General features: G+C 70.5%; 21 protein-coding genes and 2 pseudogenes. 10 read left to right on the forward strand and 13 right to left on the reverse strand.

From position 1 onward, the window contains the following. Positions 1-77 precede the first annotated feature (77 nt). The gene (locus tag V7Q31_RS11080) at positions 78-488 is read left to right on the forward strand and encodes a DDE-type integrase/transposase/recombinase (protein WP_333833920.1); all 411 of its coding nucleotides are present in this window, start codon (positions 78-80) and stop codon (positions 486-488) included. 98 nt (positions 489-586) lie between these two features. Here V7Q31_RS11080 and uvrA read toward each other — a convergent pair whose 3' ends face one another. Continuing rightward, positions 587-3,448, reverse strand: a complete 2,862-nt coding sequence (gene uvrA / locus V7Q31_RS11085) for an excinuclease ABC subunit UvrA (protein ID WP_333833921.1) — start codon at positions 3,446-3,448, stop codon at positions 587-589. A 121-nt stretch (positions 3,449-3,569) separates the two neighbouring features. Here uvrA and V7Q31_RS11090 point away from each other — a divergent pair, with 121 nt between their 5' ends. Then, positions 3,570-5,366 carry a methyl-accepting chemotaxis protein gene (locus V7Q31_RS11090; protein WP_333833922.1) on the forward strand — a complete coding sequence of 599 codons (1,797 nt, stop codon included), beginning with the start codon at positions 3,570-3,572 and terminating at the stop codon, positions 5,364-5,366. A 65-nt stretch (positions 5,367-5,431) separates the two neighbouring features. Here the strand turns inward: V7Q31_RS11090 and V7Q31_RS11095 are convergent, their stop codons facing one another. Continuing rightward, complete coding sequence (locus V7Q31_RS11095) at positions 5,432-6,706, reverse strand: PQQ-dependent sugar dehydrogenase (protein ID WP_333833923.1); 1,275 nt, start codon at positions 6,704-6,706, stop codon at positions 5,432-5,434. 167 nt (positions 6,707-6,873) lie between these two features. Then, a complete protein-coding gene (locus tag V7Q31_RS11100) occupies positions 6,874-7,200 on the reverse strand; it encodes a c-type cytochrome (RefSeq protein WP_333833924.1) in 327 nt (108 codons plus the stop codon). A gap of 277 nt (positions 7,201-7,477) precedes the next feature. Between V7Q31_RS11100 and V7Q31_RS11105 the strand changes: the two genes are divergently transcribed. From V7Q31_RS11105 to V7Q31_RS11115, 3 genes are all read left to right on the forward strand, one after another. Beyond that, entirely contained in the window at positions 7,478-7,942 is a 465-nt protein-coding gene (locus tag V7Q31_RS11105) for a DsrE family protein (protein WP_333833925.1), read from the forward strand. A gap of 146 nt (positions 7,943-8,088) precedes the next feature. Beyond that, entirely contained in the window at positions 8,089-9,186 is a 1,098-nt protein-coding gene (locus V7Q31_RS11110; protein WP_333833926.1) for an efflux RND transporter periplasmic adaptor subunit, read from the forward strand. Between the two features lie 54 nt (positions 9,187-9,240). After that, positions 9,241-12,360, forward strand: a complete 3,120-nt coding sequence (locus V7Q31_RS11115; RefSeq protein WP_333833927.1) for an efflux RND transporter permease subunit — start codon at positions 9,241-9,243, stop codon at positions 12,358-12,360. Between the two features lie 219 nt (positions 12,361-12,579). On the opposite strand, the gene V7Q31_RS11120 is transcribed toward V7Q31_RS11115, so the two are convergent. Both V7Q31_RS11120 and V7Q31_RS11125 read right to left on the reverse strand, forming a co-directional pair. Continuing rightward, positions 12,580-13,317, reverse strand: a complete 738-nt coding sequence (locus V7Q31_RS11120; RefSeq protein WP_333833928.1) for an amino acid ABC transporter permease — start codon at positions 13,315-13,317, stop codon at positions 12,580-12,582. Next, positions 13,314-14,132 carry an alpha/beta fold hydrolase gene (locus tag V7Q31_RS11125; RefSeq protein WP_333833929.1) on the reverse strand — a complete coding sequence of 273 codons (819 nt, stop codon included), beginning with the start codon at positions 14,130-14,132 and terminating at the stop codon, positions 13,314-13,316. The genes V7Q31_RS11120 and V7Q31_RS11125 overlap by 4 nt, the downstream gene beginning before the upstream one ends. Before the next feature lie 132 nt (positions 14,133-14,264). On the opposite strand from V7Q31_RS11125, the gene V7Q31_RS11130 reads away from it, so the two are divergent. Then, complete coding sequence (locus tag V7Q31_RS11130; protein WP_333833930.1) at positions 14,265-15,041, forward strand: transporter substrate-binding domain-containing protein; 777 nt, start codon at positions 14,265-14,267, stop codon at positions 15,039-15,041. A 345-nt stretch (positions 15,042-15,386) separates the two neighbouring features. On the opposite strand, the gene V7Q31_RS11135 is transcribed toward V7Q31_RS11130, so the two are convergent. The 6 genes from V7Q31_RS11135 to V7Q31_RS11160 form a co-directional block, all read right to left on the reverse strand. Continuing rightward, positions 15,387-16,349 carry a 2-hydroxyacid dehydrogenase gene (locus V7Q31_RS11135; RefSeq protein ID WP_333833931.1) on the reverse strand — a complete coding sequence of 321 codons (963 nt, stop codon included), beginning with the start codon at positions 16,347-16,349 and terminating at the stop codon, positions 15,387-15,389. An 8-nt stretch (positions 16,350-16,357) separates the two neighbouring features. Continuing rightward, positions 16,358-16,519: a hypothetical protein gene (locus V7Q31_RS11140; RefSeq protein ID WP_333833932.1), complete on the reverse strand. Its 162-nt coding sequence runs from the start codon at positions 16,517-16,519 to the stop codon at positions 16,358-16,360. A 13-nt stretch (positions 16,520-16,532) separates the two neighbouring features. Then, positions 16,533-17,873 (reverse strand): amidase, encoded by a 1,341-nt coding sequence (locus tag V7Q31_RS11145; RefSeq protein ID WP_333833933.1) that lies wholly within the window; start codon positions 17,871-17,873, stop codon positions 16,533-16,535. Next, the gene (locus V7Q31_RS11150; RefSeq protein WP_333833934.1) at positions 17,863-19,281 is read right to left on the reverse strand and encodes a TRAP transporter large permease; all 1,419 of its coding nucleotides are present in this window, start codon (positions 19,279-19,281) and stop codon (positions 17,863-17,865) included. The genes V7Q31_RS11145 and V7Q31_RS11150 overlap by 11 nt, the downstream gene beginning before the upstream one ends. Next, positions 19,278-19,862, reverse strand: coding sequence for a TRAP transporter small permease subunit (locus tag V7Q31_RS11155; RefSeq protein ID WP_333833935.1), 585 nt, complete (start codon positions 19,860-19,862; stop codon positions 19,278-19,280). The genes V7Q31_RS11150 and V7Q31_RS11155 overlap by 4 nt, the downstream gene beginning before the upstream one ends. Before the next feature lie 76 nt (positions 19,863-19,938). After that, on the reverse strand, positions 19,939-21,048 hold the full coding sequence (locus V7Q31_RS11160) for a TRAP transporter substrate-binding protein (RefSeq protein ID WP_442976507.1): 1,110 nt from the start codon (positions 21,046-21,048) through the stop codon (positions 19,939-19,941). Positions 21,049-21,359: 311 nt separating this feature from the next. Between V7Q31_RS11160 and V7Q31_RS11165 the strand changes: the two are divergent. Then, positions 21,360-22,118 (forward strand): annotated as a pseudogene (locus V7Q31_RS11165) (transposase). Between the two features lie 107 nt (positions 22,119-22,225). On the opposite strand, the gene V7Q31_RS11170 reads toward V7Q31_RS11165, so the two are convergent. Further along, positions 22,226-22,696: a zinc-ribbon domain-containing protein gene (locus tag V7Q31_RS11170; RefSeq protein WP_333833937.1), complete on the reverse strand. Its 471-nt coding sequence runs from the start codon at positions 22,694-22,696 to the stop codon at positions 22,226-22,228. A 129-nt stretch (positions 22,697-22,825) separates the two neighbouring features. On the opposite strand from V7Q31_RS11170, the gene V7Q31_RS11175 reads away from it, so the two are divergent. From V7Q31_RS11175 to V7Q31_RS11185, 3 genes are read left to right on the forward strand one after another with little or no spacing between them, the layout of a single operon-like run. Further along, a complete protein-coding gene (locus tag V7Q31_RS11175; protein ID WP_333833938.1) occupies positions 22,826-23,503 on the forward strand; it encodes a cell division ATP-binding protein FtsE in 678 nt (225 codons plus the stop codon). Continuing rightward, positions 23,500-24,375, forward strand: a complete 876-nt coding sequence (locus V7Q31_RS11180) for a cell division protein FtsX (protein ID WP_333833939.1) — start codon at positions 23,500-23,502, stop codon at positions 24,373-24,375. Before V7Q31_RS11175 ends, V7Q31_RS11180 begins: the two co-directional genes overlap by 4 nt. After that, positions 24,372-25,097, forward strand: coding sequence for a lysophospholipid acyltransferase family protein (locus tag V7Q31_RS11185; RefSeq protein ID WP_333833940.1), 726 nt, complete (start codon positions 24,372-24,374; stop codon positions 25,095-25,097). The genes V7Q31_RS11180 and V7Q31_RS11185 overlap by 4 nt, the downstream gene beginning before the upstream one ends. Before the next feature lie 3 nt (positions 25,098-25,100). Here V7Q31_RS11185 and V7Q31_RS11190 read toward each other — a convergent pair. Beyond that, positions 25,101-25,387, reverse strand: a pseudogene (locus V7Q31_RS11190) (acetyl-CoA carboxylase carboxyltransferase subunit alpha); the annotation flags it as partial.

A 25,387-nucleotide genomic window follows, 5' to 3' on the forward strand; every position in this document is an offset into this window, starting at 1 on the left:
CCGCGGCGTAGGGTTCCGCCAGCGGCAGCGCGCGCGTCAGGCCCCATGCGAGCCCCGTGCTCGCCGCGACGCCGTAGATGGCCCCGTACGCCATCGGCCGCCGGATCGACGCCCGCCTCGTCGTCGAAGCCCTGCGCCGGGCGATCGCGCTGCGCCGACCGCCGCCAGGCTGCGTCTTCCACTCGGATCGCGGATCCCAATACGCCTCCGTGCTGCACCGCGACCTGCTGAAGGAGTACGGCTTCGTCGGCTCGATGAGCCGGCGCGGGAACCCCTACGACAACCCGCAGGCCGAGAGCCTCCTGAAGACCCTGAAGGTGGAGGACGTCTATCTGATGGCGTATGAGACCTTCGAGGACGTCGCCGCCGGCGTGCCCCGCTTCATCGCCGCCTACACCGAGCGACGACTGCATTCAGCCTTGGGGTATCGCAGCCCCATGCAGTTCGAGGACCGCAACGCACGCGCCCCTGTCAAAACCGCCGCCTGATCGTGTCCACCCGAAGGGACGCACTCCATCCCCGGATCACCGGAAACTGACCACAATTCCCCAAACAAAATCAACGGTCCCGATCTCGTGACCGCCCCTCACTCCGCCGCGATCCGCCCCACCCGCGCCAGGATCGGCCGCAGATACCGCCCGGTGTGGCTGGCCGTGTCCGCCGCGATCTCCTCCGGCGTCCCCTCCGCCACGATCCGCCCGCCCCCGTCGCCGCCCTCCGGCCCGAAATCCAGTATCCAGTCCGCCGTCTTGATCACGTCGAGATTGTGCTCGATCACCACGACGCTGTTGCCCGCCTCCACCAGCTCGTGCAGCACTTCCAGCAGCTTCCGCACATCCTCGAAATGCAGCCCCGTGGTCGGCTCGTCGAGAATGTAGAGCGTCCGCCCGGTCGCCCGCTTCGCCAACTCCTTCGACAGCTTCACCCGCTGCGCCTCGCCCCCCGACAGCGTCGTCGCCTGCTGCCCGATCTTGATGTAGCCCAGCCCCACCCGCTCCAGCGTGACCAGCTTCTCGCGGATCGAGGGGATTGCGTCGAAGAACTGCGCGCCGTCCTCCACCGTCATGTCGAGCACGTCGGCGATGGACTTGCCCTTGTAGTGCACTTCCAGCGTCTCGCGGTTGTAGCGCTTGCCCTTGCAGGTCTCGCATTCGACATAGACGTCGGGCAGGAAATGCATCTCGATCTTGATGACGCCGTCGCCCTGACAGGCCTCGCAGCGCCCGCCCTTCACGTTGAAGCTGAAGCGCCCCGGCTGATAGCCGCGCGCCTTCGCCTCCGGCAGCCCGGCGAACCAGTCGCGGATCGGGGTGAAGGCGCCGGTGTAGGTGGCGGGGTTCGAGCGCGGCGTGCGCCCGATGGGCGACTGGTCGATGTCGATCACCTTGTCGAGCTGCTCCAGCCCCTCGACGCGGTCGCAGGGCGCGGGCGTCTCGCGCGCGCCGTTGAGCCGGCTCGCCGCCGTTTTATAGAGCGTCTCGATGGTGAAGGTGGACTTGCCGCCCCCCGAAACGCCGGTGACGCAGACGAACATCCCCAGCGGAATCTCCGCCGTCACCCCCTTGAGGTTGTTGCCGACCGCGCCGACCACCCGCAGCTTGCGCTTGTCGCGCGTGCGGCGCGCCGCCGGCACCGCGATCTCGCGGTCGCCGCGCAGATAGGAGCCGGTGACCGAGGCCGGGTGCGCCATCACCTCCGCCGGCGTCCCGCTCGCGATGATCCGCCCGCCATGCACGCCCGCGCCGGGGCCGATGTCGATGACGTGGTCGGCCTCGCGGATCGCCTCCTCGTCATGCTCGACGACGAGGACCGTGTTGCCCTGATCGCGCAGCCCCTTCAGCGAGGTCAGAAGCCGGTCGTTGTCGCGCTGGTGCAGGCCGATGGAGGGCTCGTCGAGCACGTAGAGCACGCCGGTCAGCCCGCTGCCGATCTGGCTGGCGAGGCGGATGCGCTGGCTCTCGCCGCCCGAGAGGGTGCCTGCGTTTCGGGCGAGCGTGAGGTAGTCGAGCCCGACATTGACGAGGAACCCCAGCCGCGCCCGGATCTCCTTGAGGATCGGCCCGGCGATCTCGGCCTTCTGGCGGCTGAGCGTCGGGGCAGCCGCCTCGACCCAGGCGAGCGCCTCGCGGATCGAGCGTTGCGTCACCTGCCCGATCTGGTCGCCCGCGATCTTCACGGCGAGCGCCTCGGGGCGCAGGCGGTGGCCCTCGCAGGTTCCGCAGGGGCGGTTGGCCTGATAGCGCTCGAACTCCTCGCGGACCCAGGCGCTGTCGGTCTCCTTGTAGCGCCGCTCCATGTTGGGGATCACCCCCTCGAAGGGGCGGGCGACCTCATAGACGCGCCCGCCATCATCGTAACGGAAGCGGATCTCCTCCTCGCCGGAGCCGTGCAGCATCACCTGCTGGGCGAAGGCGGGCAGCTTGCGCCACGGCGCGTTGGCGTCGAAGCCGTAATGCCTGGCGAGGGCGTCGATGGTCTGGCGGAAATAGGGGGTTTTCGTCTTGGACCATGGCGCGAGCGCGCCGGCGTGCAGGCTGAGCGAGTCGTCGGGAACCACGAGCCGCTCGTCGAAGAACAGCTCCACCCCGAGGCCGTCGCAGGCGGGGCAGGCGCCGAAGGGCGCGTTGAAGCTGAACAGCCGCGGCTCGATCTCGGGGATGGTGAAGCCGCTGACCGGGCAGGCGAACTTCTCGGAGAACACGATCCGTTCCGGCTCGCCCTCGGCTGGAGCCGTCTCGAGGATGGCGATGCCGTCCGCCAGCTTGAGCGCGGTGGAGAAGCTGTCGGCCAGCCGCGCCGCCAGCCCCTCGCGCACCACGATCCGGTCGACCACCACGTCGATGTCGTGGCGCAGCTTCTTGTCGAGCGCCGGCGCCTCGTCGATCTCGAAGAACTGGCCGTCGATCTTGACGCGCTGGAAGCCTTGTTTGCGCAGCTCCGCCAGCTCCTTGGCGTAGCTGCCCTTGCGGTCGCGGATCGTCGGGGCGAGGAGGTAGGCGCGGGTTCCCTCCTCCATCGCCATGACGCGGTCCACCATGTCCGACACCTGCTGCGCCTCGATGGGCAGGCCGGTGGCGGGGCTGTGCGGCGTGCCGGCGCGGGCGAAGAGCAGGCGCAGATAGTCGTAGATCTCGGTGACGGTCCCGACCGTCGAGCGCGGGTTCTTCGAGGTGGTCTTCTGCTCGATCGAGATTGCGGGGGAGAGGCCCTCGATGTGGTCGATGTCGGGCTTCTGCATCATCTGCAGGAACTGCCGCGCATAGGCCGAGAGCGATTCGACGTAGCGGCGCTGGCCCTCGGCGTAGATCGTGTCGAAGGCGAGCGAGGATTTTCCCGAGCCCGAGAGGCCGGTGATCACAGTCAGCTTGTCGCGCGGGATGTCGACGTCGACGCCCTTGAGGTTGTGCTCGCGCGCGCCCCGCACCGAGATGAACCGCTGCTCCGCCATGCGCCCCGCGCCTCCCCTGCCGCCATCGGCGACAGATAGCGGAGGGTGGGGCGTTCGGCGAGGGCGTTAGGCCCATGTTGACGCAGCCGCCCCAAGCTCGCCCCGAAAAGGGGAGGCCTCCATGCCGATTTCCATCTTCGCGTCGCGTCGCGCGGCTGCTGCGCTGGTCGCCGTAGCCGCTTGCGCCGTTGCGACCCTGGCCGGGTTCGGAGCGGTCTCGCCAGGGCAGGCGCTCTGGCCGATGGCCTTTTGCGCGCTGGCGGGCGCCGCGCTCGCGGCTTGGGGGCGTCCGGCGGAGGCGTCGACAGCCGCGGAGCCGCCGACCGAGGCCGCGATGGAACTGGCTCCGCAACCCGAGGCGGTCGACGATGCGGCGAAGCCGCGCGCCGCGCTCGACGCGCTCGGGCGGGGCGAGATCGCGGCGCGCGTCGGCGACGCGCAGGCCGACGCGGCGCTCGAGGCGGCGCAGAGCGCGCTCGACGAAGCCATCGCGCTGGCGGCCCTGCTGGGGGCGGGCGACATGTCGGTGCGCGGCTCCTCGGGCCATCGCGGCGCATGGGGCGAGCTGATGCGCGAGCTGAACGGCGTCGGCGAAGGGCTGCGCGAGCTGGTCGGCGCATTGCGCGGCGCGGTCGACGACATGGCGCATCGCTCGGAGGCGTTGACGGGCGCTGCGGGCGACCTGACGCGGCGCATCCATGTGCAGGTCGAGGCGCTGGACGCCGCCCGCGACGCCGCCGCCGCCATGCAGGGCGCCGTCGCTGAAGTGGACGCGGCGGCGGCGCGGGGCGACGCGGCGGCGCGGCGCGCGGCGGAGATCGCGGCGGAGGGCGGCGCGCGCAGCGCCAGCGCCGAGGCGGCCATCGCGCGGGTCTCCGCCAGTTCGAAACGGATCGCCGAGATGCTCGACGCGATCGGCGGGATCGCGCGCCAGACCAAGCTGCTCGGCGTCAACGCCGCCGTCGAGGCCGCCCGCGCCGGCGAGGCCGGGCGCGGCTTCGCCGTGCTGGCCGCCGAGATCCAGGCCCTGGCGGGGCGGGCGGGCGACGCGGCCAAGCAGATCGAAGGGCTGGTCCGCGACAGCGACCGCGCCGTGAGCGAGTGCGGGCGGGAAGTGGCCGAAGCCGCCCGGATGCTCGGGGCCATCGGCCTCGAAGTGGACGCCGTCGCCGACGCCTCGGCGGCGATCCGCGACGCCTGCGCGCGCCAGTCCGACGCGCTCGGCGCCGCGCGCGCCGGCGTGAGCGACGCCGACGACGCCGCCCGAGCCGGCGAGGCGACCGCCGCCGCGACCGCCGAGGCCGCCGCAGGGCTCGACGCCGCCGCCGGCGCGCTGCGCGACCGGCTGGGGCGCATCCTGATCGAGGACCGCACGATGGAGGAAGCCGTGCGCCGCCGCGCCGACGCGATCTCGGCGGCGTTCGAGAAGGCGGTGTCGGAGGGGCGGATCACGCTCGACGCGCTGTTCAGCCGCGACTACGCCCCCATCGACGGCACGAATCCGCAGCAATTCATGACGCCCTTCGTCGGACTGACCGACGCGGTCGTCACGCCGGTGATCGAGGAGGCGCTGAGCCTCGGCGACCATGTCGTCTTCGCCGCCGTGGTCAATGGCGACGGGTTCCTGCCGACGCATAACCGGAAATTCTCGAAGCCCCAGGGCGGCGATCCGGTCTGGAACACCGCCAACTGCCGCAACCGCCGCTTCTTCGCCGACCGGGTCGGGCTCGCGGCGGGCCGCAGCGAAGCGCCGACGCTGATCCAGGCCTATCGCCGCGACATGGGGGGCGGGCGGCATGCGGTGATGAAGGACATCAGCGCGCCCATCCTCGTGCGCGGGCGGCATTGGGGCGGGCTGCGCATCGGCTATCGCGCCCAGGACGCGGCGATCTCCGACGAAAAAAGGCGCGTCGCCTGATCGGCGACGCGCCCTGGTTCATCTCCGGGGGGCGAGGCCGCGACGACGTCGCGGCCTTCCGGCGATCACTCCGGCACGATGCGGTAGATGTCGCCCTCGTCCACGACCGCGTAGAGCGCGCCGTCAGGCCCCTGACGCACCGACCGGAACCGGCCCTGCGTGGGCAGCTCCATCGTCGTCACATCATTCACCGACAGCCCGTCCTCGGCGATGTCGACCACGTCGATGCGCATGCCCATCGGCGTGCCGCCGAAACCGATCCCCATGATCCCGATGGCGAACCGGCCTTCCCAGTCGCCCCATTGCGCGCCCGTGAGGAACGTCGCGGAGGAGCTGCCCTGCGACAGGCCGTTGTTGTTCCAGGCAGGCGGCATCGCGTCGGGATAGGTGGCGAAGTCGGTCATCGGCATGAAGGCGGCGCGCTGCGCGGGGTCCATCCCCTCCATCTGGTTGGGGGAGTAGCCGCAGTAATTGTCCGGGCAGTCGCCGCGACCGCCCATGTTCGGGCGCGGATCCCACCCGCCATTGCCGCCGGCGGTCAGCGCCGTGACTTCGTCGGAGTGCCAGGGCCCGTGCTCGATGATCACCGGCTGGCCGGTTCCGGGGCGGAACGAGATGCCCTGCACGTTGCGGTGGCCATAGGTGAAGATGCGCGGGTCGAAGCCGTCCGGGGCGTTGTTGTCGGGCGCCGGATTGCCGTCGCGGTCGATGCGCAGCACCTTGCCGCCGAGCATCGTCGGCGATTGCGGCACCACGCCGTTATGCGTGTCGCCGGTGGTCAGGTAGAGGAACCCGTCTGGGCCGAAGCGCACCCGCCCGCCATTGTGCGCGCCGGGGCCGCCGAACGGATGATCCGACGCCTTGGGCTTGTACGGAATGCCTTCGATCAGATCGACGCGGTCCGACACGCCGGTGAGATCGGCGTTGACGACCATGCGCATCAGGCGATTCTCGCCCGGCGCCGTCATGTTCGAGGTCGAGTAGACGTAGATGAACCGGTTGCTCTCGAATTCGGGGTCGAGTTCGACGCCCATCATGCCGGCCTGCCCTTCGCAGAACAGGTCGCCAGCGGCAGCGGGAAAGCCCTCCGCCCCGGACATGCCGAGCAGCGGGTTCACGTCGCCAGAAGGCAGCCGCACCGAGAGGCCGCGGCACTTTTCGGTGTAGAACATCGTACCGTCGGGCAGGAAGGCGACGTCCCACGGGCTTTCGAGGCCCGTCATCACCGTCGTCTGGCCTAAAGCGGGCGCCGCCTGCGCCGGCGCGGCGCCCATGAGCGCCGCCCCGCCGATCGCCATCGCAGACCAGAGGGTCGTCCGGCGCGTCGTCGTCTGTCGCATCATCTTAGCTCCTCCCAGGGTGAACCGCGACTTTGGTCGCGTGGTTGTTGTTTCCACAGCCTATGAAGGGGCGTTCCGTTGTCAACACGCATTACGCGAGCCGATACCGGTATGCACATCGCGAAGCGCGATCCGGCGTTCAAGCCACCTGGCGGAGTGTGAAAAATTCAGGGAAAGGCCGATGCGATGTAGGCGGCGAGGTTTGCGATGTCCTCGTCGGAAAGCTCGCTGGTCAGCGACATCATGATCGCCGAATTCGGACCGATCTTCTCCTTCGCGCGGTAGGTGGTCAGGCGGCTCGCCAAATAGCCCGCGTCCCGTCCCTTGATCGCCGGAAAGCTCGCCATGCCCTTGCCGGTCTTGCCATGGCAGTTGACGCAGTTGACGCGATAGCGCGCCTCGCCCGCTGCGACGTCGCCTGCGCGCGCCTCGACTGCGGCCAGGCCCATGGCGAAGGCGCCGGCGGCCGCGATCAGCATCGTCGTTCTTCTCATTCTCATCGTCCTCCCTTGTCGGCGCCGCGCTGCGCCGCGCGGCGTCCCCCGTTCCGCCGGGCGGAACATGGCGGCGTCAGGGACGCCTTTCCACAAGGGGGACGGCGGCGGCGGGCGCAACCACGGCGATCGTTGTCACAGGGCGGCGCACTGCGCTAGCCTTGTGGGAAACCGGTCGGCGCGCGCGTCGCCCGCCCGGCCTGCGCCGCGCGTCGCGGCGCGACGGGATGAGAACAGCGCGTCTGCCCAATGGGCGCGCCGAGGGGGGACGGAAAAAATGGTGAAATCGACGGTGTCGATCCTGCGCGCGTTTGCGGTTGCGATCCTGCTGGCGGGATCGCTCGGCCTGTCGGCGGCGGGGTCGCCGGCGCGGGCCGACGAGCCGGCCCGCCACTTCGTCTTCAGCATCACGACCGACGAGGGCTGGGCCGCCGGTTCGGCGTTGACCCAGGCGACCGTCGCCGCCGAGCGCGGGCATCGGGTGACCGTGCTGCTGAGCGTGCGCGGCGTGCATCTCGCCGAAGCCGAATCGGCCCAGGGCGGCTTCAGCGTCACGGCGCGCACGCCGCGCGAGATGCTCGCCGCGCTCATCCGCGACGGCCACGCCGTGCTGGTCTGCGGCATGTGCATGGTCGCCGGCGGCGTCGCCACGCCCGACCTGATCGAGGGCGCGACGGTCGCCGGGTCCGATCTGATGTTCAATGCGCTCGCTGCGCCCGACACGGTGGTGCTGAGCTACTGAGGCGGCCTGTCGCCCTTCGCTGTCGCCCTGCGGGCGACGAAAAGTTTCACATCCGGAGATTATTTCGGCGGGACGCGACTTTTCCGCGACGGACCCCACTTGTACGAACGTAGATGGGCCGTGCGTTTGGCGCCCGGGGGATCGGAATGGCCGGAATTCTGAAGCAACTGGCGATCATCGCGCTGCTCGGCGGCGCAGGCTATGGCGGCTGGGTCGCGTGGAGCGGGCAGACCGGCGACGCGCCGCCGCAAGCGGAGCGCGCCCGGCAGGCGCCGGGGGTCGTGGTGGCGCCGGCGTGGCTGGAGCGGGTCGAGCGCACCGTGTCCGCCGTCGGCACGGGCCGCGCGCTGCAATCGGTCGAACTCGCGACGCTGTCGGAGGGGCGCGTCGTCGAGCTTGGCTTCCAGGGGGGCGATCCGGTCGAGGCGGGGCAGGTGCTGCTGCGGCTCGACGACGCCGCCGAACGGGCGCGGCTGCAGGAGGCGCAGGCCGAGCTCGACCGCGCGCAGAGCGCTTTCGCGCGCGCCGAGGAGCTGCTCGGGCGCAACCAGATCGCCCGCACCGCCTATGAGAGCGCGAAGGCCGATTTCGACTCGGCCAGCGCGGTCGTCGACCGCGCCGGCAAGGAGCTCGAGGACCGCACGCTGCGCGCGCCCTTTTCCGGCGTGATGGGCTATCGCCTGCTCGATCTCGGCGCTGTCGCGCGCTCGAACACGCCGATCGGCACGCTCGACGACCTGACGGCGCTGGACGTGGATTTCTCGTTGCCCGAGCGCTTCTACGGCGAGGTCGGGCCGGGAGCGCCGGTGCGCGCCGCGTCCGAGGCCTTTCCGGGCGAAGTGTTCGAGGGCGAGGTCGCCAGCGTCGCGCGCCGGCTCGATCCCGTCTCGCGCGCCTTCACCGCGCGCGCCCGCATTCCCAATCCCGAAAAGAAGCTGCCCGCGGGCGCGTTCATGCGCGTCACGCTGGTGCTGGACGCGCGCGAGGGCGTGACGGCGCCGGAGGAGGCCATCGTCGCCGAGGGCGGGGCCCGCTACGTCTACGTCGTCGCCGACGAGCGGGCGGAGCGGCGCGCGGTGACCATCGGGGGGCGGCGCGACGGGCGGGCCGAGATTGTCGACGGCCTCGCCGCCGACGAGCTGGTGGTCACGCGCGGCGTCCAGAAAGTCGCGGACGGTCGACCGGTGCGGATTCTCGAGATCGAAGGCGCCGAAGGCCCCGTCGCCGCCCATATCGCTCCGTAACGCCCGCCCCGAGGCCCGAGGCCGGCGCCCAAGGCCAGCATCCGAGGACAGCCCATGAGCATCTCCGACATCTGCATCCGCCGGCCCGTCCTCGCCGCCGTGATAAACTTGCTGATCGTCGCGATCGGCCTGCTCGCCGCATCGCGCCTTCCCGTGCGCGAACTGCCCGACATCGACGCGGCGACCGTCACCGTCTCGACGCAGTATGTCGGCGCCGCGCCGGAGGTGATCGACGCCCAGATCACCGAAGTGATCGAATCGGCGGTGGCCGGCGTGTCGGGCATCCGCACGATCGCGAGCACGGCGCGCCGCGGCTCGAGCCGGACGGTGATCGAGTTCTCCCCCGGGCGCGACATCGACCAGGCCGCCAACGACGTGCGCGCCGCCGTCGGGCGCGTGATCAACCAGCTGCCCGACGAAGCGACCGAACCCCAGATCTTCAAGAACGACAGCGACGCCGATCCGGTGATGCGCATCGGCATCATCTCCAGCCGGATGAGCGCCGCCGAACTGACCGATTTCGCCGAGCGATTCCTGGTGGACCGCCTCGCGACGCTGAACGGCGTGGCCTCGGTCGAGATCAACGGCCAGCGGCGCTACGCCATGCGCATCGAAATCGATCCCAAGGCGCTGGCCGCGCGCAAGCTGACGGTGGGCGACGTCTCCACCGCGCTGGTGGAGAACAACATCGAACTGCCGGCGGGCGAGGTCGTGTCGACCTTCCGCAGCTTCCAGCTGCGCGCCGACACGCGGCTCGACACGCCGGAGGATTTCCGCAACGTCGTGCTCGCGACCATCGACGGCGCTCCTGTGCGGCTCGGCGACGTCGCCGAAGTCTTCGTCGGCGTCGAGGACGACGAGGTGCTCGTGCGCAACGACGGGCGCGAAGCCGTGGGGCTCAGCGTCCTGCGCCAGTCGCAATCCAACACCATCGCCCTGTCGGACGCGGTGCGCGCCGAGATCGACCGCATCCGGCCCACCCTCCCCGAAGGCATGGAGCTGATCGTCGGGTCCGACGACGCGATCTTCATCAAATCCTCCATCGCGGAAGTGCTCAAGACGCTCGGTCTCGCGGTGGCTCTGGTCGTTCTGGTGATCTTCGCCTTTCTCGGCTCGCCGCGGGCGACGCTGGTCCCCGCCGTCACCATTCCGGTGGCGCTGATCGGGGCGTTCATCGGCATCTTCGCGATGGGCTTCTCGATCAACATCCTCACGCTGTTCGCGCTGATCCTCGCCATCGGCATCGTGGTGGACGACGCCATCGTGGTGCTGGAGACCATCCAGCGGCGCGTCGCCCAGGGCGAGCACCCTATCGCGGCGGCGTCGAACGGGACGCGCGAAGTGGCCTTCGCGGTGATCGCGACGTCGATCACGCTGATCTCGGTGTTCATTCCGATCTCGTTTCTGGAGGGCCAGGTCGGGCGGCTGTTCGTCGAGTTCGGGCTTGTGCTCGCCATCGCCGTCGCCTTCTCGACGCTGGTCGCGCTGACGCTGTGCCCGGTGTTGTGCTACCTCGTGCTGCGCCAGGGCTCGGGCGGCATGATCGAGCGCGGCGTGAACTGGATTTTCGCCGGGGTCGAACGCGGCTACCGCGGCGTGCTTCGGGCGCTGCTCGACCTCCCGCTCGTCGTGCTGGCGATGGGCCTTGCGGTCTCGGTCGCGGCGGTCTGGCTCTACACGGTCACGCCCCGCGAACTGACCCCGCGCGAGGATCGCGGCGTGTTCTTCGTGGCCGTCACCGCGCCGCAGGGCTCCACCACGGCCTACACCGACCGCGAAGTCCGCGAAGTGGAGGCGCGGCTGCGTCCGCTGATGGAGAGCGGCGAGGCCGACACCGTGTTCTCGATCGTCGGCTGGCAGGGCCGCACGCATCGCGCGTTCGTGGTGGCGCGGCTCTCGCCTTGGGAATCCGGGCGGCGCACTTCGCAGGAGATCGTCGCCGAGGCCATCCCCAAGATGGTCGGCATTCCCGGCGCGCGGGCCTTTCCGATCCAGCCGGCGGGGCTTGGGCTGCGGGGATCGCGCACGCCCTTGCAGGTGAAAGTGCTCGGCCCGGAATTCACATCGGTTCAGGAGTGGTCCGAGGCGCTGCTGGCGCAGCTGCGCGAAGTCGAGGGTCTCCAGAACGTCGAGATCGACTTCGAGAAGACCCAGCCGGAGCTGCGGGTGCGCATCGACCGTCCGCTCGCCGACGATCTGGGCGTCTCGGTGCAGGACGTGGCGGCGACGCTTCAGACCTTCTTCGCCTCGCGCGAGGCGACGACCTATCTCGACCGCGGTCGCGAATATCCGGTGATCCTGCAGGCGGCGGCGGAGTCGCGGCGCACGGCGCAGGACCTCGAGCAGGTCTTCGTGCGGGCGCGGGACTCGGGGGCGCTGATCCCGCTCTCGGCGCTGGTCGGCATCGACGAGACCACCGCCTCGCCGGAGCTGCAGCGCTACGACAGGCTTCCCGCCATAGAGCTCTCCGCCTCGCTGGCGGAGGGCTACGATCTGGGGCGGGCGGTGGCGGACGTGCAGCGGCTCGCCGCCGAGACGCTTCCGGCGGATGCGCAGATCGCCTTCGGAGGGCAGTCGAAGGAGTTCATCGAGGGCTCGACCGGCGTTGCGCTGACGATCCTGTTCGCGCTGGTCGTGGTCTATCTGGTGCTTGCCGCGCAGTTCGAGAGCTTCGTCGATCCGCTGACCATTCTGCTGTCGGCGCCGCTGGCGGCGACCGGGGCGTTGGGGGCGATCTGGTTCAGCGGCCAGTCCTTCAACATCTACACCCAGATCGGCATGCTGCTGCTGCTGGGGCTGATGGCCAAGAACGGCATCCTGATCGTCGAATACGCCAACCAGCTGCGCGACCGCGGCGCCTCGGTGCGCGAGGCGGCGCTCGAAGGCGCGGTGCGTCGGCTGCGGCCGATCCTGATGACGGTCCTGTCCACCGTTCTCGGCGCGGCGCCGCTGGTGTGGTCGAGCGGGGCGGGGTCGGAGGCGCGGGCGGCGATCGGGATCGTGATCCTCGCCGGCTTCGGCTTCGCCTCCCTGCTGACGCTGTTCCTGACGCCGGTGCTCTACGATCTGCTCGCGCGCCTCACCAAACCGCGGGCCCATAACGAGCGGCTGCTCGCACAGGCGCTGGGCGGGCGGCTCGAGGGGCGCGGCGGAGCGCCCCAGCCCGGCGAGTGAGCGCCGCCAAGGCCTTCAGGCTAAGCGTGGCGGGGCCGGTCGCATGCGCAACGCCTCCGGCCGGCGCGGTCGAAATTCCCGACCGCCGGAGAAGGGGTCCCGGTCCGGGGTCGGCGCCATCTTCGCCTCCGCCCGCCCGGACCCGACTCTGATCGCCGGCCCCGCCACGCTGTCTGCGATGGCGCCGCGAGGGCCGGATTCGGAGAGGGGCCGACCGCTCTAGTCGGCGATGGCGAGCCTGCGCTCCATCCAGCGGACGCCGGCGGAGACCAGCAGCACCAGCGCCAGATACTCCAGCACGAGGATCGTGTAGATTTCGAGCGGTCGGTACTCCGTGACCACCAGCTCGTTGGCCTTGCGGGTCAGCTCCTGCATCCCGATCACAGAGACGAGCGACGACATCTTCAGCACCTGCACGAACTGGTTGCCGAGCGCGGGCAGGATGCGCCTGATCGCCTGCGGCAGGATCACCAGCCGCATCGTCGCAGCGCGCGACAGCGACAGCGCCCGCGCCGCCTCGACCTGGCCCTTCGCCACCGACTGCACGCCGGCGCGGAAAATCTCGGCCTGAAACGCGCTGTCCGACAGCGCCAGCGCGATCACCCCCGCCCAGAACACGCCGATGCTGAGGCCCGCCACCACCGGCAGCCCGTAATACACCCACAGGATCAGCACGAGGATCGGCACGGCCCGCACCGTCTCGACATAGACGCGGTTGACCACGCGCAGCCAGCGGCGCTGCGACAAGGCCGGCAGGGCGACAAGCAGCCCCAGAACGGTCGAGATCGCCATCGCGGTCAGGCTCAGCGCCAGCGTCATCCCGAGCCCCGAGATCAGAAAGCCGAGGTTGCGCTGGCCCTGCTCGGTGAGCGGCGAGACGACATGCCAGCTCAGCCCCGAACAGCCGCCGAGCAACAGGAGCGCGGCGAAACCGGCGAGAAGACGCGCCGCCCTCACCCCGCGCCCCGGTCAAGTTCGGCGACGAGGGCCGCGGCGAAACCGGCGGGGTTTTCGGTCGTCATGTCGTGGCCGCAATCGGGGATCACAGCGACGCGCACCCCCGCCGCGCGCAGCGGCTCCGGGTCGGGCGCGTCGGGGGCCGGGGCGCCGGTCGCGTCGGGATGGGTGCGGGCGCCGTAAAAGAAGGCGCGCGGGATCGCCAAGGCTAGGAAGGCGTCGAGGAAGCCCGCGGGCAAATCCACCAGCGCGCGGGAATTGGCGTGCAGCGCGCGCGGATCGGCATGCGCCCAGGCGCCGGCGACGAAGGCGGCCGCGGCGTCGCCGGCGCGGGCGGCGGCGCGGCGGCGGGCGAGCATCGCCGGGAACTCCTCCGCCGCGAAGCGGTCGGCGTCATGGGCGGCGATCCGGCGCGTCGCCGCCCCGCCGCCCGGCAGGAGATTGGCCTCGGCGACCACCAGATGCGCCACGAGGTCGGGCCGCCGCAACGCCAGCGCGATCCCGACCGAGCCGCCCATCGAATGGCCGACCACGGCGCAGGGCCCACAGTCGAGATGGTCGAGCAGCGCCGCCATGCAGTCGGCATCGTCGTCGAGACCGGCAAGCGGCCGCGCGCGCCAGTCGCTTGCGCCCGAGCCGAGATAATCCGCGAGGATCCAGCGGCGGTCGCGCAGGGCGCCGCGCGTGGCGACCGGCAGGAACACGCCGACCGCGGGAAAGCTCAGCCCCGGCAGGGCCAGGACGGGCGGGCCGTCGCCGGCGGTCTCATGCCAGCGCAGACATGCGTCATGGGCGGAGAGATAGAGCGAGCGCATCCGCACGGCCCTCCTGCGATGGCCGGGCTGTGGATCGCGCGGCGGCTCTTCCCTCCCTCGTTAATTGCGCTAGCTTCGCCGCGCAACACGCCCCGCGGCGCCGCCGCAGTTCCGCCTTCTGGAGGCCCGCCGATGAAAGCCCTGCTCGCCCCCCTCTGCGCCGTCGCGCTCGCCCTGTCAGCGCTGTCGGCGCAGGCGCAGTCGGCGTTGAACGACATCCTGTCCTCCGGCGTGCTGAAGGTCGGCACCACCGGCGACTGGAACCCGATGACGATGCGCGACCCCGCGACGAACGGCTATGTCGGCTTCGACATCGACGTGATGACGGCGCTGGCCGAGGACCTTGGCGTGAAGGTCGAGTTCGTCCCGACCGACTGGAAGACGCTGGTCGCGGGCGTCGTGGCGGGGAAGTACCACATCACCGGCTCCGCCTCGATCTCGGCGGCGCGGGCCAAGGCGGCGGGGTTCTCGCGCAGCTATTTCTCGCTGGTCACAGTGCCGCTGACCCTCGCCGAGAACGAAGGGCGCTTCCGGGAGTGGAGCGATCTCGACAAGCCGGAGGTGACAGTCGCCGCCACGCTCGGCACGACGCAGGAACAGCAGGTGAAGCAGTATCTGCCGAACGCGACGCACAAGATCGTCGAGGCTCCGGCGCGCGACTTTCAGGAAGTGCTCTCCGGCCGGGCCGACGCGCACATCACCTCCAATGTCGAGGCGTTCAAGCTGATCGACCAGTATCCGCAGCTGACGATCATGCCGGTGGAAGAGCCCATCGCGCGCACGCCGGTCGCGATGCTGCTGCCGCAGGCCGATCAGGTCTGGATCAACTACGTCAACACCTGGATCGAGTTGCAGACCGAGCGCGGCCTGTTCTACGACCTCGCAGCCAAATGGCGGCTGGCGGAGTAGGCGGCCGCGGCTCGGGGGACGGTCCGGTCCAGCGCGCCCGGGGCGGGCGGTCGGACCTGCGGGCGCGCGCCGCCCGCGCCGCCCGCGCCGCCCGATCGCGCGCGTCGATGTCGAGCGGCGCAAAGCAGGGTGACCGCGCTCGTGGACATGCCGCATGCGCCCGCGACCTTCGACCTCGCATCGCTCTGAAAAGCCCGTCCAGTCGTATGGAGCGATGCGAGGCCCAGACGGCGCGTCAGCCGAGCGCGTCGAAACGCCGTGGACCTCGTTCGTCGGGCGCGCCGTCCGCTCGACGGCATCCCGGTCCCCCTCGCAGCGATCCACGCCGCCAGAGCCGTCTCGGCCCTACAGCGCGTCGCGTGGCGCCCGCCCTGCGAAGAAGGCGTCGAGATTGTCGAGCGCGCGAAAGCCCATCGCGTCGCGCGTGCGCACCGTCGCGCTGCCGACATGCGGGCTCATGAAGATCGCCTCATGGGCGGCGAAGGCGGGGTTGCCGCCCGGCTCGGTCTCGAACACGTCGAGCCCTGCGCCCGCCAGTCGCCCGGACTCGATCGCCGCGCGCAGCGCCGCCTCGTCCACCAGCGACCCGCGGGCGGTGTTGACGAGGATCGCGCCCTTCGGCATCAGCGCGATCCGCTCCGCGTTCATCAGCCGGAAGGTCTCGGGCGTCGCGGGACAGTGGAGCGACAGGAAATCCGACACGGCGAGCAGGCTGTCGAGATCGGCGTGGAAGATCGCGCCCTGCTCCTCCTCGGGGCCGAGCCGGCTGCGGTTGAAATAGTGGATCTCCATATCGAAGCCGCGCGCCTTGCGGGCGAAGGCGCGGCCCACCCGGCCCATCCCCACGATGCCGAGCCGCGACCCCGTCAGCTGCTTGCCGACCATGAAGGCGGGCGACCAGAAATCCCACGCCCCGCTGCGCACCAGCCGGTCGCCTTCGACGGCCCGCCGCGCCGCGCCCAGCATCAGCATCATCGCCAGTTCCGCCGTGGCGTCCGACAGCACGTCGGGCGTGTTGGTCACCACGATCCCGCGCGCGCGCAGCGCCGGCAGGTCGCAATGATCCACGCCCACCGAGTGATTGGCGACGATCTTCAGCCGCGGATCGAGCCGCGCCGCCACCTCCGCCGAGAAGCGCTCCGAATGGCAGGGGATCATCCCGTCCGCCCGCGCGCTCATCGCGACGATCTCCTCGTGCGTCGCGGGGCGATCCTCCTCGGCGAGGATCACCTCGTAGTCGCGCCGCGCCCGCGCCAGCGTCGCGTCCGACAGCCGTCGAGGGATCCAGATGGTCTTGCGGTCGGCCATGTCGCGGCTCAGTAGGTCTTGTCGCGCAGGCTGCTCAAGAAGTCCCAGCCGGCGAAGCCCGCCGTCGCGGCTGCGATCAGGATCAGGTCGAGGCTCGGCACTTTCCAGATGAGGATGCCGAGAAAGGTCGCCAGCACGCAGAAGGCGAGCAAGGCCATGATCGCGTTCATCGTCTCTCTCCTCTCAGCAGCCGAGCCGGCCGGCGAGCCAGCGCGCCGTCCGCAAAAGCCGCGCGTCGTCGCCGCGCCGTCCGACGATCTGAAGCCCCATCGGCAGGCCGTCGGCGCTTGCGAAAGCGGGGATGGTGACGGCGGGGTTGCCCGTGAGGGTGAACAGCCCGTTGAAGATGGCGTCGCCGGTCGAGCCGAGCCCTTTGGGCGCCGGTCCGAGCGCCGCAGGGCAGAGCAGTGCGTCGCAGCGCGTGAAGACCTCGTCGAGGCCGGCGTTGAACACCTGCCGCCAGTCGAGCGCCGCGAGATAGTCGCGCGCTAGGATCGACTCGCCGTCGAGGATCGCCTTGCGCGTCTCGGCGCCGAGCAGGTCGAAGCCGTCGCGGCGATAGGCGTGATAATACTTCGCCATCTCGGCGAAATTGATCCGCGCGCGCAGGGCGGCCGCCTCGTCGAAGGCGGAGGGCAGCTCAGTTTCGAACAGCTGCTCGCCAAGTTCGTCCTTCAGTTCCTCGAAGGCGGCGTGAAGCTGCGGATCGGCGTCGCCCCATCGCGGCAGCTTGACGAAGGCGAAGACCGGGGCGAGCGGCGGTTCGGTCTGCGCTGTCGCCAGCAGCCGCGGCGCCGGGGCGGGGCAGGTGGCCGGGTCCGCCGGGTCGAAGCCGAACAGCGCGTCGCCGATCAGCGCCGCGCAGGCGGGCGTTTTCCCGAAAACACCGAGCGTGTCGAGGCTGTGCGACTGCATCAGCACGCCGGTACGCGGGACCGCGCCGAAGCTCGGCTTGAAGCCCGTAACGCCGCAGAACGAGGCCGGGCGGATCACCGAGCCGCCTGTCTGCGTCCCGACGGCGAGCGGGACCATCCCCGCGCCCACCGCCGCCGCCGAGCCCGCCGAGGATCCGCCGGGCGTATGCTCGGGGTTGTGCGGGTTGCGCGTCTTGCTCGGCGTCAGGAAGGCCAGTTCCGTGGTCGTCGTCTTGCCCATGATCACGGCGCCGGCGGCTTTCAGCCGGTCCACGATCCAGGCGTCGCGCGCGGGCTTGCGGCCCGCGTCGCGCCTGGCTCCGTTCTCGGTCGGGATGCGGGCGGTGTCGATCACGTCCTTCAGCCCAACCGGCAGCCCATGCAGCGGCCCGATCGCCCGCCCCGTGGCCCGATGCGCGTCGAGCGCCTTGGCCTGCGCGCGGGCGAACTCCGCGTCGAACCAGGCCCATGCCTGGACTTCCGGCTCGCGCGCCTCGATGCGCGCGACGCAGGCCTCGACCAGCTCCACGGCCCGCAGCGCGCCCGAAGCGAGCCTGTCGCGCAGCGCCACGGCGTCGAGCGCGAAAATATCCGCCGCCTCAGTTCCCATAGAGCGCCTCGGGCAGATAGAACACGATGCCGGGGAAGGCGTACATCAGCCCCATCGATATGAAGACGCAGAACAGGAAGGGCATGCAGCCGGCGAAAATCTGCGTCAGCTTCACTTCGGGCGGCGCGATGCCCTTGAGGTAATAGGCCGACATCGCCATCGGCGGCGTCAGGAAGCTCGTCTGCAGGTTCAACGCCACGAGAATCCCGAAGAACAGCGGGTCGATCCCGAACAGCGGCAGCAGCGGCAGGAAGATCGGCACGAATATGATGATGATCTCCGACCATTCCAGGGGCCAGCCCAGCAGGAAGATGATCAGCTGCGCGAGCAGCAGGAACATCAGCGGCGACATGTCGAGGCTCTGCACGAACTCCGAGATGATGTGCTCGCCGCCGAGATAGGAGAACACCGAGGAGAAGGTGTAGGAGCCGACGAACAGCCAGCACACCATCGCCGTGGTGCGCAGCGTGAGGTAGACGCTCTCGCGCAGCCGCTGCCAGTTCATCGCGCGATAGGCGATCGCCAGCACGATGCCGCCGAGCGCGCCCATCGAGGCGGCTTCGGTCGGGGTGGCGAGGCCGAACAGGATCGAGCCGAGCACGGCGAAGATCAGGAACGCCAGCGGGAAGAACGACGTGGCGATCATCGCCAGCAGACGGCTCATCGGCACGTCCGGGACTTCGTCGGCTGTCGGCTTCGGCGCGACCGAGGGCTGAAGGATCGAGCGGCCCATCACATAGACGAGGTAGAGGCCCACCAGCGTGAAGCCCGGCAGCAACGCGCCCGCATAGAGCCGCACGATCGACACGCCCGACGCCGCAGCATAGACGATCAGCATGATCGACGGCGGGATGAGGATGCCCAGCGTTCCGCCCGCGCAGATGATGCCCGAGGCGAAGGAGCGGTCGTAGCGCGCCTTAAGCATCGCCGGCAGCGCCAGCAGCCCCATCAGCGTCACCACCGCGCCGACGATGCCGGTCGCCGTGGCGAACAGCGCGCAGGTGATCAGCGCCGCCACCCCCATCGAGCCGGGGACGTTCTTCGCCGCGACGTTGAGCGTCGAGAACAACCGGTCGACGATGTTCGCGCGCTCGACGATATAGCCCATGAAAAGGAACAGGGGCACGGCGGTCAGCACTTCGTTCGACATCACCGTATAGGTCTGGTTGATGAAGAGGTCGAAGATGCGGTTGTTGTAGAACCCCTCGATCCAGAGCGACGTGCTCTCCCACCAGCCCGCGTCCTCGCCGAGACGGTTGTAGCCGCGCCACATCCGGCCCGCATCGAAATAGGCGTAGTAGCCGAAGGCGATGCCCATCGCCATCAGCGTGAAGGCGATCGGGAAGCCGAGGAACACCACCATGATGAACAGCCCCAGCATGACCAGGGCGATTTCCGGATTCGTCATGGATGGGCGTCCTTTTCGGCCTCGGCGGCGCGCTGCATCAGCAGGTCTTCCGTCTCGAAGACGTCTTCGTCGGCCTTGAGCCATTCATTGGTGCGGATGGCGAGGAGGCAGCGCATGATCTGCGCGATCCCCTGGATGAACAGCAGGAGGCCGGCGGCGACGATCACGGTCTTGAACTGGTAGATCGGAACGCCCGCGGGGCTGTTCACCGACACTTCGCCGAAGCGCCATGAGCGCTCGGCGTATTTCCAGCCCGAAATGATCAGGGCGAGCACGCCGGGAAAGAAAAAGAAGATGTAGAGGACCAGATCGACGCGCGCCTGATTCCGCGGCTCCCACAGCCGGTAGAGGAAGTCGCCGCGCACATGGCCGCCGCGCGACAGCGTGTAGGCGCCGCCCATCATGAACAGCGTGCCGTACATCATGAAGGAGACGTCGAGCGCCCAAGCGGTGGGATTGTTGAAGAGGTAGCGGACGATCACCTCATAGCCCGTCCCGAAGGCCATGAGCAGGATCAGCCAGGCGAATGCCTTGCCGAACCAGGCCGACAGGCTGTCGGCGAAGCGGATGAAGCCGATCATGGGCGCGTTATCCCAAGGAGGAAGTCCCTCCGGCGCGAGCGTCGGAGGGGGGATGGACTGCTACGCGGCGAGCGGATCAGATGCTCAGCTTGCCCGGGAAGTAGTGGTTGTAGGCGAGCGCGTAGTCCGGCGCGTTCATCAGCTCGTAATACGTCACCTGCTCGACCCAGGCGCGTTGGCTGTCCATGACGCGCTTCATGAACGGATCCTGCTCGAGCTCGACGATGAGCTTGTCCCAGGCCGCGATCTGGGCGGCGAGGATGTCTTTCGAGGTGCGATGGATCGTGACGCCCTCATCCTCCTGCAGCTCGCGCAGGTCCTTGGAGTACTCGCGCATCGCCAGCGCCGTGTTCGAGGTCGATGCGGCCTCGACGGCGTAGCGCATGATCGCCCGCAGGTCGGGGTCGAGATCCTCCATGAAGTCGCGGTTGAACAGGAACTCGAAGCTCTCCGAGGCCTGATGATACGACGACAGGTAGTAGTTCTTAGCCACGTCCTGCGCGCCGAAACGGCGGTCGGAGGAGGGGTTGTTGAACTCGAACGCGTCGATCACGCCGCGCTCCATCGCCGGGACGATCTCGCCGCCGGGCAGCTGCGCGACCGACATGCCCATCGACTGCAGCAGGTCCGCCGCGAGGCCCACGGTGCGGTACTTGAAACCCTGCAGGTCGGCGGCCGTGTTGACCTCCTGCTTGAACCAGCCGAAGGGCTGCGCGAACATCGGGAAGCCGAGATAGCCCTCGATGTTGAGTCCCATCACGTCCTGCGTCAGCTCGCGGTAGAACTCGGCGCCGCCGCCCTGGTAGAACCAGCTCAGCATGGTGGTCGCCGAGCCGCCCCAGACCGGGCCGGTGCCGAACAGCGAGGCGGCCTTGCTCTTGCCGTACCAGTAGACCGGCACCGAGTGGGCGGCGTCGAGCACGCCGTCATTGACTGCGTCGAGCACCTGGAAGGCGCCGACGACGGCGCCGGCGGGCAGCAGGTCGATCTTGAGGCGGCCGCCCGACATCTCCTCGACGCGGGTTACGTATTCGCGGGCGAAGTCCATCCAGATGTCGGAGGCCGGCCATGAGGTTTGCATCTTCACCACGAGCGGAGCCTGCGCCAGCACTGCGGGCGCGGCGAGAGCGCCTGCGCCAGCGCCGCCGGCGACGGCGGCGCCGCGCAGGAACAGGCGACGGTTCATCGGTTTGTGTTCGGTCATCGTTTCTCTCCCAGCAGCCGAGCCGCGGTTTCATCCGGCTCTGGCCTCCATCTTCGAACGCACGGGCGACGGTCGTCCCCGAATGGGTTGCGACCATGGCGCCGATGGACCGGGGCGCCAAGGCCGGGTTGCAGAAGAAAGACCGTTTCCAGGGACGTCGAGGATGAATTCGTCCGCATTCACCCCCCGGCGCGCGCCTCGCAGCCCCCCGGCGCGCAACGCGCGCGCCCTTCTCCCGCGCGGGTCGCCAATCCGACCGCTACCGGCCTGCGCCGCCCCCTTGCCGAACCCGCATCGGCCTCTTGCGGGCGCGACATCCGTTGCGACAGGTGAAGCGGATCTTCGACGATGCGCTGGCCAGCCTCGACGCCGAGTTCGCCGGACTGGATGCGACCGAGGGTCGACCCTCGATCCAGCCCGAGCGGCTGATGCGCGCGAGCCTGATCCAGATCGTGGTCTCTGTGCGCTCCGAGCGCCAGCTAATGGAGCGGAGGCAGCACAATCCGCCGTTGCGCTGGTTCGCAGGCCTCGGTGTGGACGATCCCCTGCGAGTTCCCACGATGTTCACCAGGAACCGCGACCGGCTGCTGACGACGGACATGTCGCGCAAGTTCCTCGCGGCCATCCGCGCCCACCGCGAGGTGGCGCCGCTGCTGTCGGACGGGCACTTCTCGGTCGACGGCGCGCTGATCAAGGCGTGGGCCTCGATGCAGAGGTTCCAGCCCAAGCCGCAGGACGCGCCGGTTGACGCTCGGGGCCGACAAGGGCCACGACAGCGCCGACTTCGTCGCCGAACTGCGCCAGGCCTGCGTCACCCCGCATGTCGCCCAGACAGCGCGCCATCCCGCCATCGACGACCGCACCACCCGGCGCCCGGGCTACGCCGTCTCCCAGCAGCGCCGCAAGAAGATCGGGGAGCCCTTCGGCTGTGTGAAGACCGTGGGCGGCATGGCGCAGACCGTCCTGCGCGGCCTCGAAAGGGTCCGCGCCCGCTCACCCTCACCATGGCGGCCAACAACCTCGCGCGCGTTCCCACGCTGCTCGCGGCCTGAGCAAGGGGCCGGGCCAACCCCAGGCTGGGGAGTGGGACCGCCACAGCATCCCACCCTCGGAATGAAGTACCGTTCCCGCCGCGCTGCGTCTTCAGAAGCCTGTTGGATCAGCCGCCGCGAACGCCTTCGGCGATCTCCGCGAGGCGCGCGCGCACCGCGTCGACGGCCACGACATAGGCGTCGAGAGCGCCGGCGAGCTGCGGCGCGGCCGCGGCGATCTCGGCGTGACGCGCATAGGTCAGAACGGCGGCGACCGCGAGCGCCGCCGCCGCAGCGAACCCCCACAGGAACCCGCCCGCCCCCCGGCTCTCCTCGGGCGCTTCGAGCGAGCGGGCGAACTGCGCGTCCGGCGGCGGCGTCGGTTCGGAGGGGAGTGCGAAGAATTCCGCCGGGATCGACTCCGGCTCGGGCGCAACCGCCGCGCCGTCCGACGCAACCGGCGGCGCCGCGCCCGGCGCGTCGGGCCAGACGGTCCATTCCGCGTTGCAGGCGCTGCAGCGCACCGCGCGTCCCGTCGCGGGAAAATGGGCGTCGGACGCCCTGTAGCGGGCGTCGCAGGCCGGGCAGGTGATCAGCATCTCCGCCTCGCTGGCTGGCGCGGGAAATCGCGTGAAGCCTATAGCCCGCAAGCCGTTTCGCGCCAAGCGGTCTTGAGCCGGCCCGCGCGCTCTGCGAGTGTCTCGCCGCATCTGCACTCGGGGGCTGGGGTGATCGAATTCGCGCAGGCGCAGGTCGGCTATGACGGGCGGGCGGTGTTGCGCGACGCGACGCTGACGCTGGAGCCGGGCTCTCTGCATTTCCTCACCGGTCGCTCCGGCGCCGGCAAGACGACGCTGCTCAAGCTGATCTACATGGCGTTGCGCCCCGCCGCCGGGGCCGTGCGCGTCTTCGGGCGCGACACCTGCGAGGTCGGCACCGCCGAGCGGGCGGCGCTGCGCCGGCGCATGGGGCTGGTGCTGCAGGATTGCGACCTGCTCGACCATCTGCCGCTGTTCGACAACATCGCGCTGCCCTTGCGGGTCGCGGGCGCGCGCGTGGCCGAGCGGGCCGAGGACGTCGCGGCGCTGGCGAAATGGGTCGGGCTCGGCGATCGGCTCGACGCGCGTCCGCCGGAACTGTCCTCGGGCGAGCGGCAGCGCGCCGCCGTCGCGCGCGCGCTGATCGCAGCCCCCGACATCGTGCTGGCCGACGAGCCCACGGGCGATGTCGACGCGGAGGCCGCCGAGCGCATCCTGCGGCTGTTTCTGGAACTCAACGAGGTGGGGCGCACCGTGCTGATCGCAACGCACGATCTTGCGCTCATCCGCAAGGCGCAGGGGCGCGCGCGCGCGCGCACGCTGCGCATCGAGGACGGTGTGGTGATCCGCGCCGGAGCCGCCCTGTGAGCGCGGGACCCGCGCTCCCGCTCGCGCCGCGCTCCGCCGCTCCCGATCTCGTGGCGCTGGTCGCGGCGGCGATGTGCTTTCTGGCGGTGCTCGCATTGGGGGCGGCGGACGGCGCGGCGCGCGTCGCCGGGGCGTGGCGCGGCGGGCTGGAGGGGGCGGCGACCGTCGTCGTCCCCGCCGGCGCGGACGCGGCGCAGACCGGCGCGCGCGCCGACGCCGCCATCGCCGCTTTGCTCGAGGCGGGCGGCCTCGCGGAGGCGCGCGCCCTGCCGCCCGACGAGGTCGCGGCGCTGATGCGGCCCTGGATCGGCGCGGAGCCGGTCGGGGGCGCGCTGCCGGCGCTGCTCGCGCTGACGCCGGCGCCGGACTTCGACCCGGTCGCGGCGCAGGCGGCGCTCGACGCGGCGGCGCCGGGGGCTGCGCTCGACGATCATGCGCTGTGGCGCGCGCGGGTCGAGGGGGCGGCGACGGCGTTCCGCAATCTCGCGCTGGGCTCGATCGCGCTGATGGGAGGGGCGCTCGCGGCGATGGTCGCGGCGGCGGCGCGGGCGAGCCTCGCCGGGGCGGCCTCGACGGTGCGCACGCTGCGGCTGTTGGGCGCGCAGGACGGCTTCGTCGCGCGGGTGTTCGAGCGGCCCATCGCGTGGCGGGCGCTCGCCGGGGGCGCGGTCGGAGCGGCGGCGGCGGCGCTGGCGGCGGCGGCGCTTCCCGATTTCGACGTCGCGGAAGCGCTTGGCGCGGCGTCGGAGCCGGGCGCGCCGTCGGGCATGGCGCTGCGGGCCGTGGCGCTGGCGCCGCTGGCCGCCGCGGCGACCGCCTGGGCGACGGCGCGGCTGTCGATCCTGAGCCTGCTGCGTCGGATCGAGCGATGAGCGGTCGGGCGGTCGAGACCCTTCGGGGCGGGCTCTACTACGCGGCGTTCTATCTCTCGATGGCGGTCTGCGGGGCGGCGTTCTTCGTCCCTGCGGCGCTGTCCGCGCCGCTCGCGCGCCGGCTCTCCAAGGCGTTCTTCTGGTGGAACGAGGTCCTGCTGCGGGCGCTGTGCGGGCTGCGGGTGGAGGTGCGGGGCGAGGTTCCCGCCGGGCCTGCGATGGTGGCCGCGAAGCACCAGTCGATGCTCGACGTCTTCGCGCTGTACCGCGCGTTGCCCCGACCCCGCTTCGTGATGAAGCGGGAGCTGACCCGCGCGCCGGTGTTCGGCTGGTTCGCGCTGCGCGTCGGCACGGTGCCGGTCGATCGCGGCGGCGGCGGGGCGGCGATGCGCGAGATGGTCGCGCGGATGACCGACGGCGGCGCCGAGTTCGGCCAGCTCGTGATCTATCCGCAGGGCACGCGCGTCGCGCCGGGGGCGCACAAGCCCTACAAGATCGGCGCGCATGCGCTCTACGAGGCGAGCGGGCTGGCTTGCGTCCCCGTCGCGGGCGACGCCGGCGTCTTCCAGCCCAAGGGGGTGCGCGTGCGCAAGGGAGTCGCCGTGATCGAGTTCCTGCCCCCCATCCCGCCGGGTCTGAAGCGCGAGGCGTTCATGGCGCGGCTGGAGGCCGAGATCGAGGCGGCTTCGACGCGGCTGGCGGCGGAGGCGCGGCCTCGCTGAGCCTCAGATCGCGGCCTTGCGCCCCATGGCGAGGAACTTCTCGCGGCGCTCGGCGCGCAGCTGTTCGGGGGACAGGCCGTCGAGCGCGCCGAGCATGCGCACGATCGCGCGGCCGGTCTCGGCGATCGCCTCCAGCGGCGCGCGCTGGGCGCCTCCGAGCGGCTCGGGGATCACCTCGTCGATCACGCCGAGCTTGAGAAGGTCCTGCGCGGTCAGCCGCAGGGCGGCGGCGGCTTCGCGCATCTTCTCGGCGTCCTTCCACAGGATCGAGGCGCAGCCCTCGGGCGAGA

It is taken from the genome of Rubrimonas sp., assembly GCF_036788415.1.
Taxonomy (GTDB): domain Bacteria; phylum Pseudomonadota; class Alphaproteobacteria; order Rhodobacterales; family Rhodobacteraceae; genus Rubrimonas.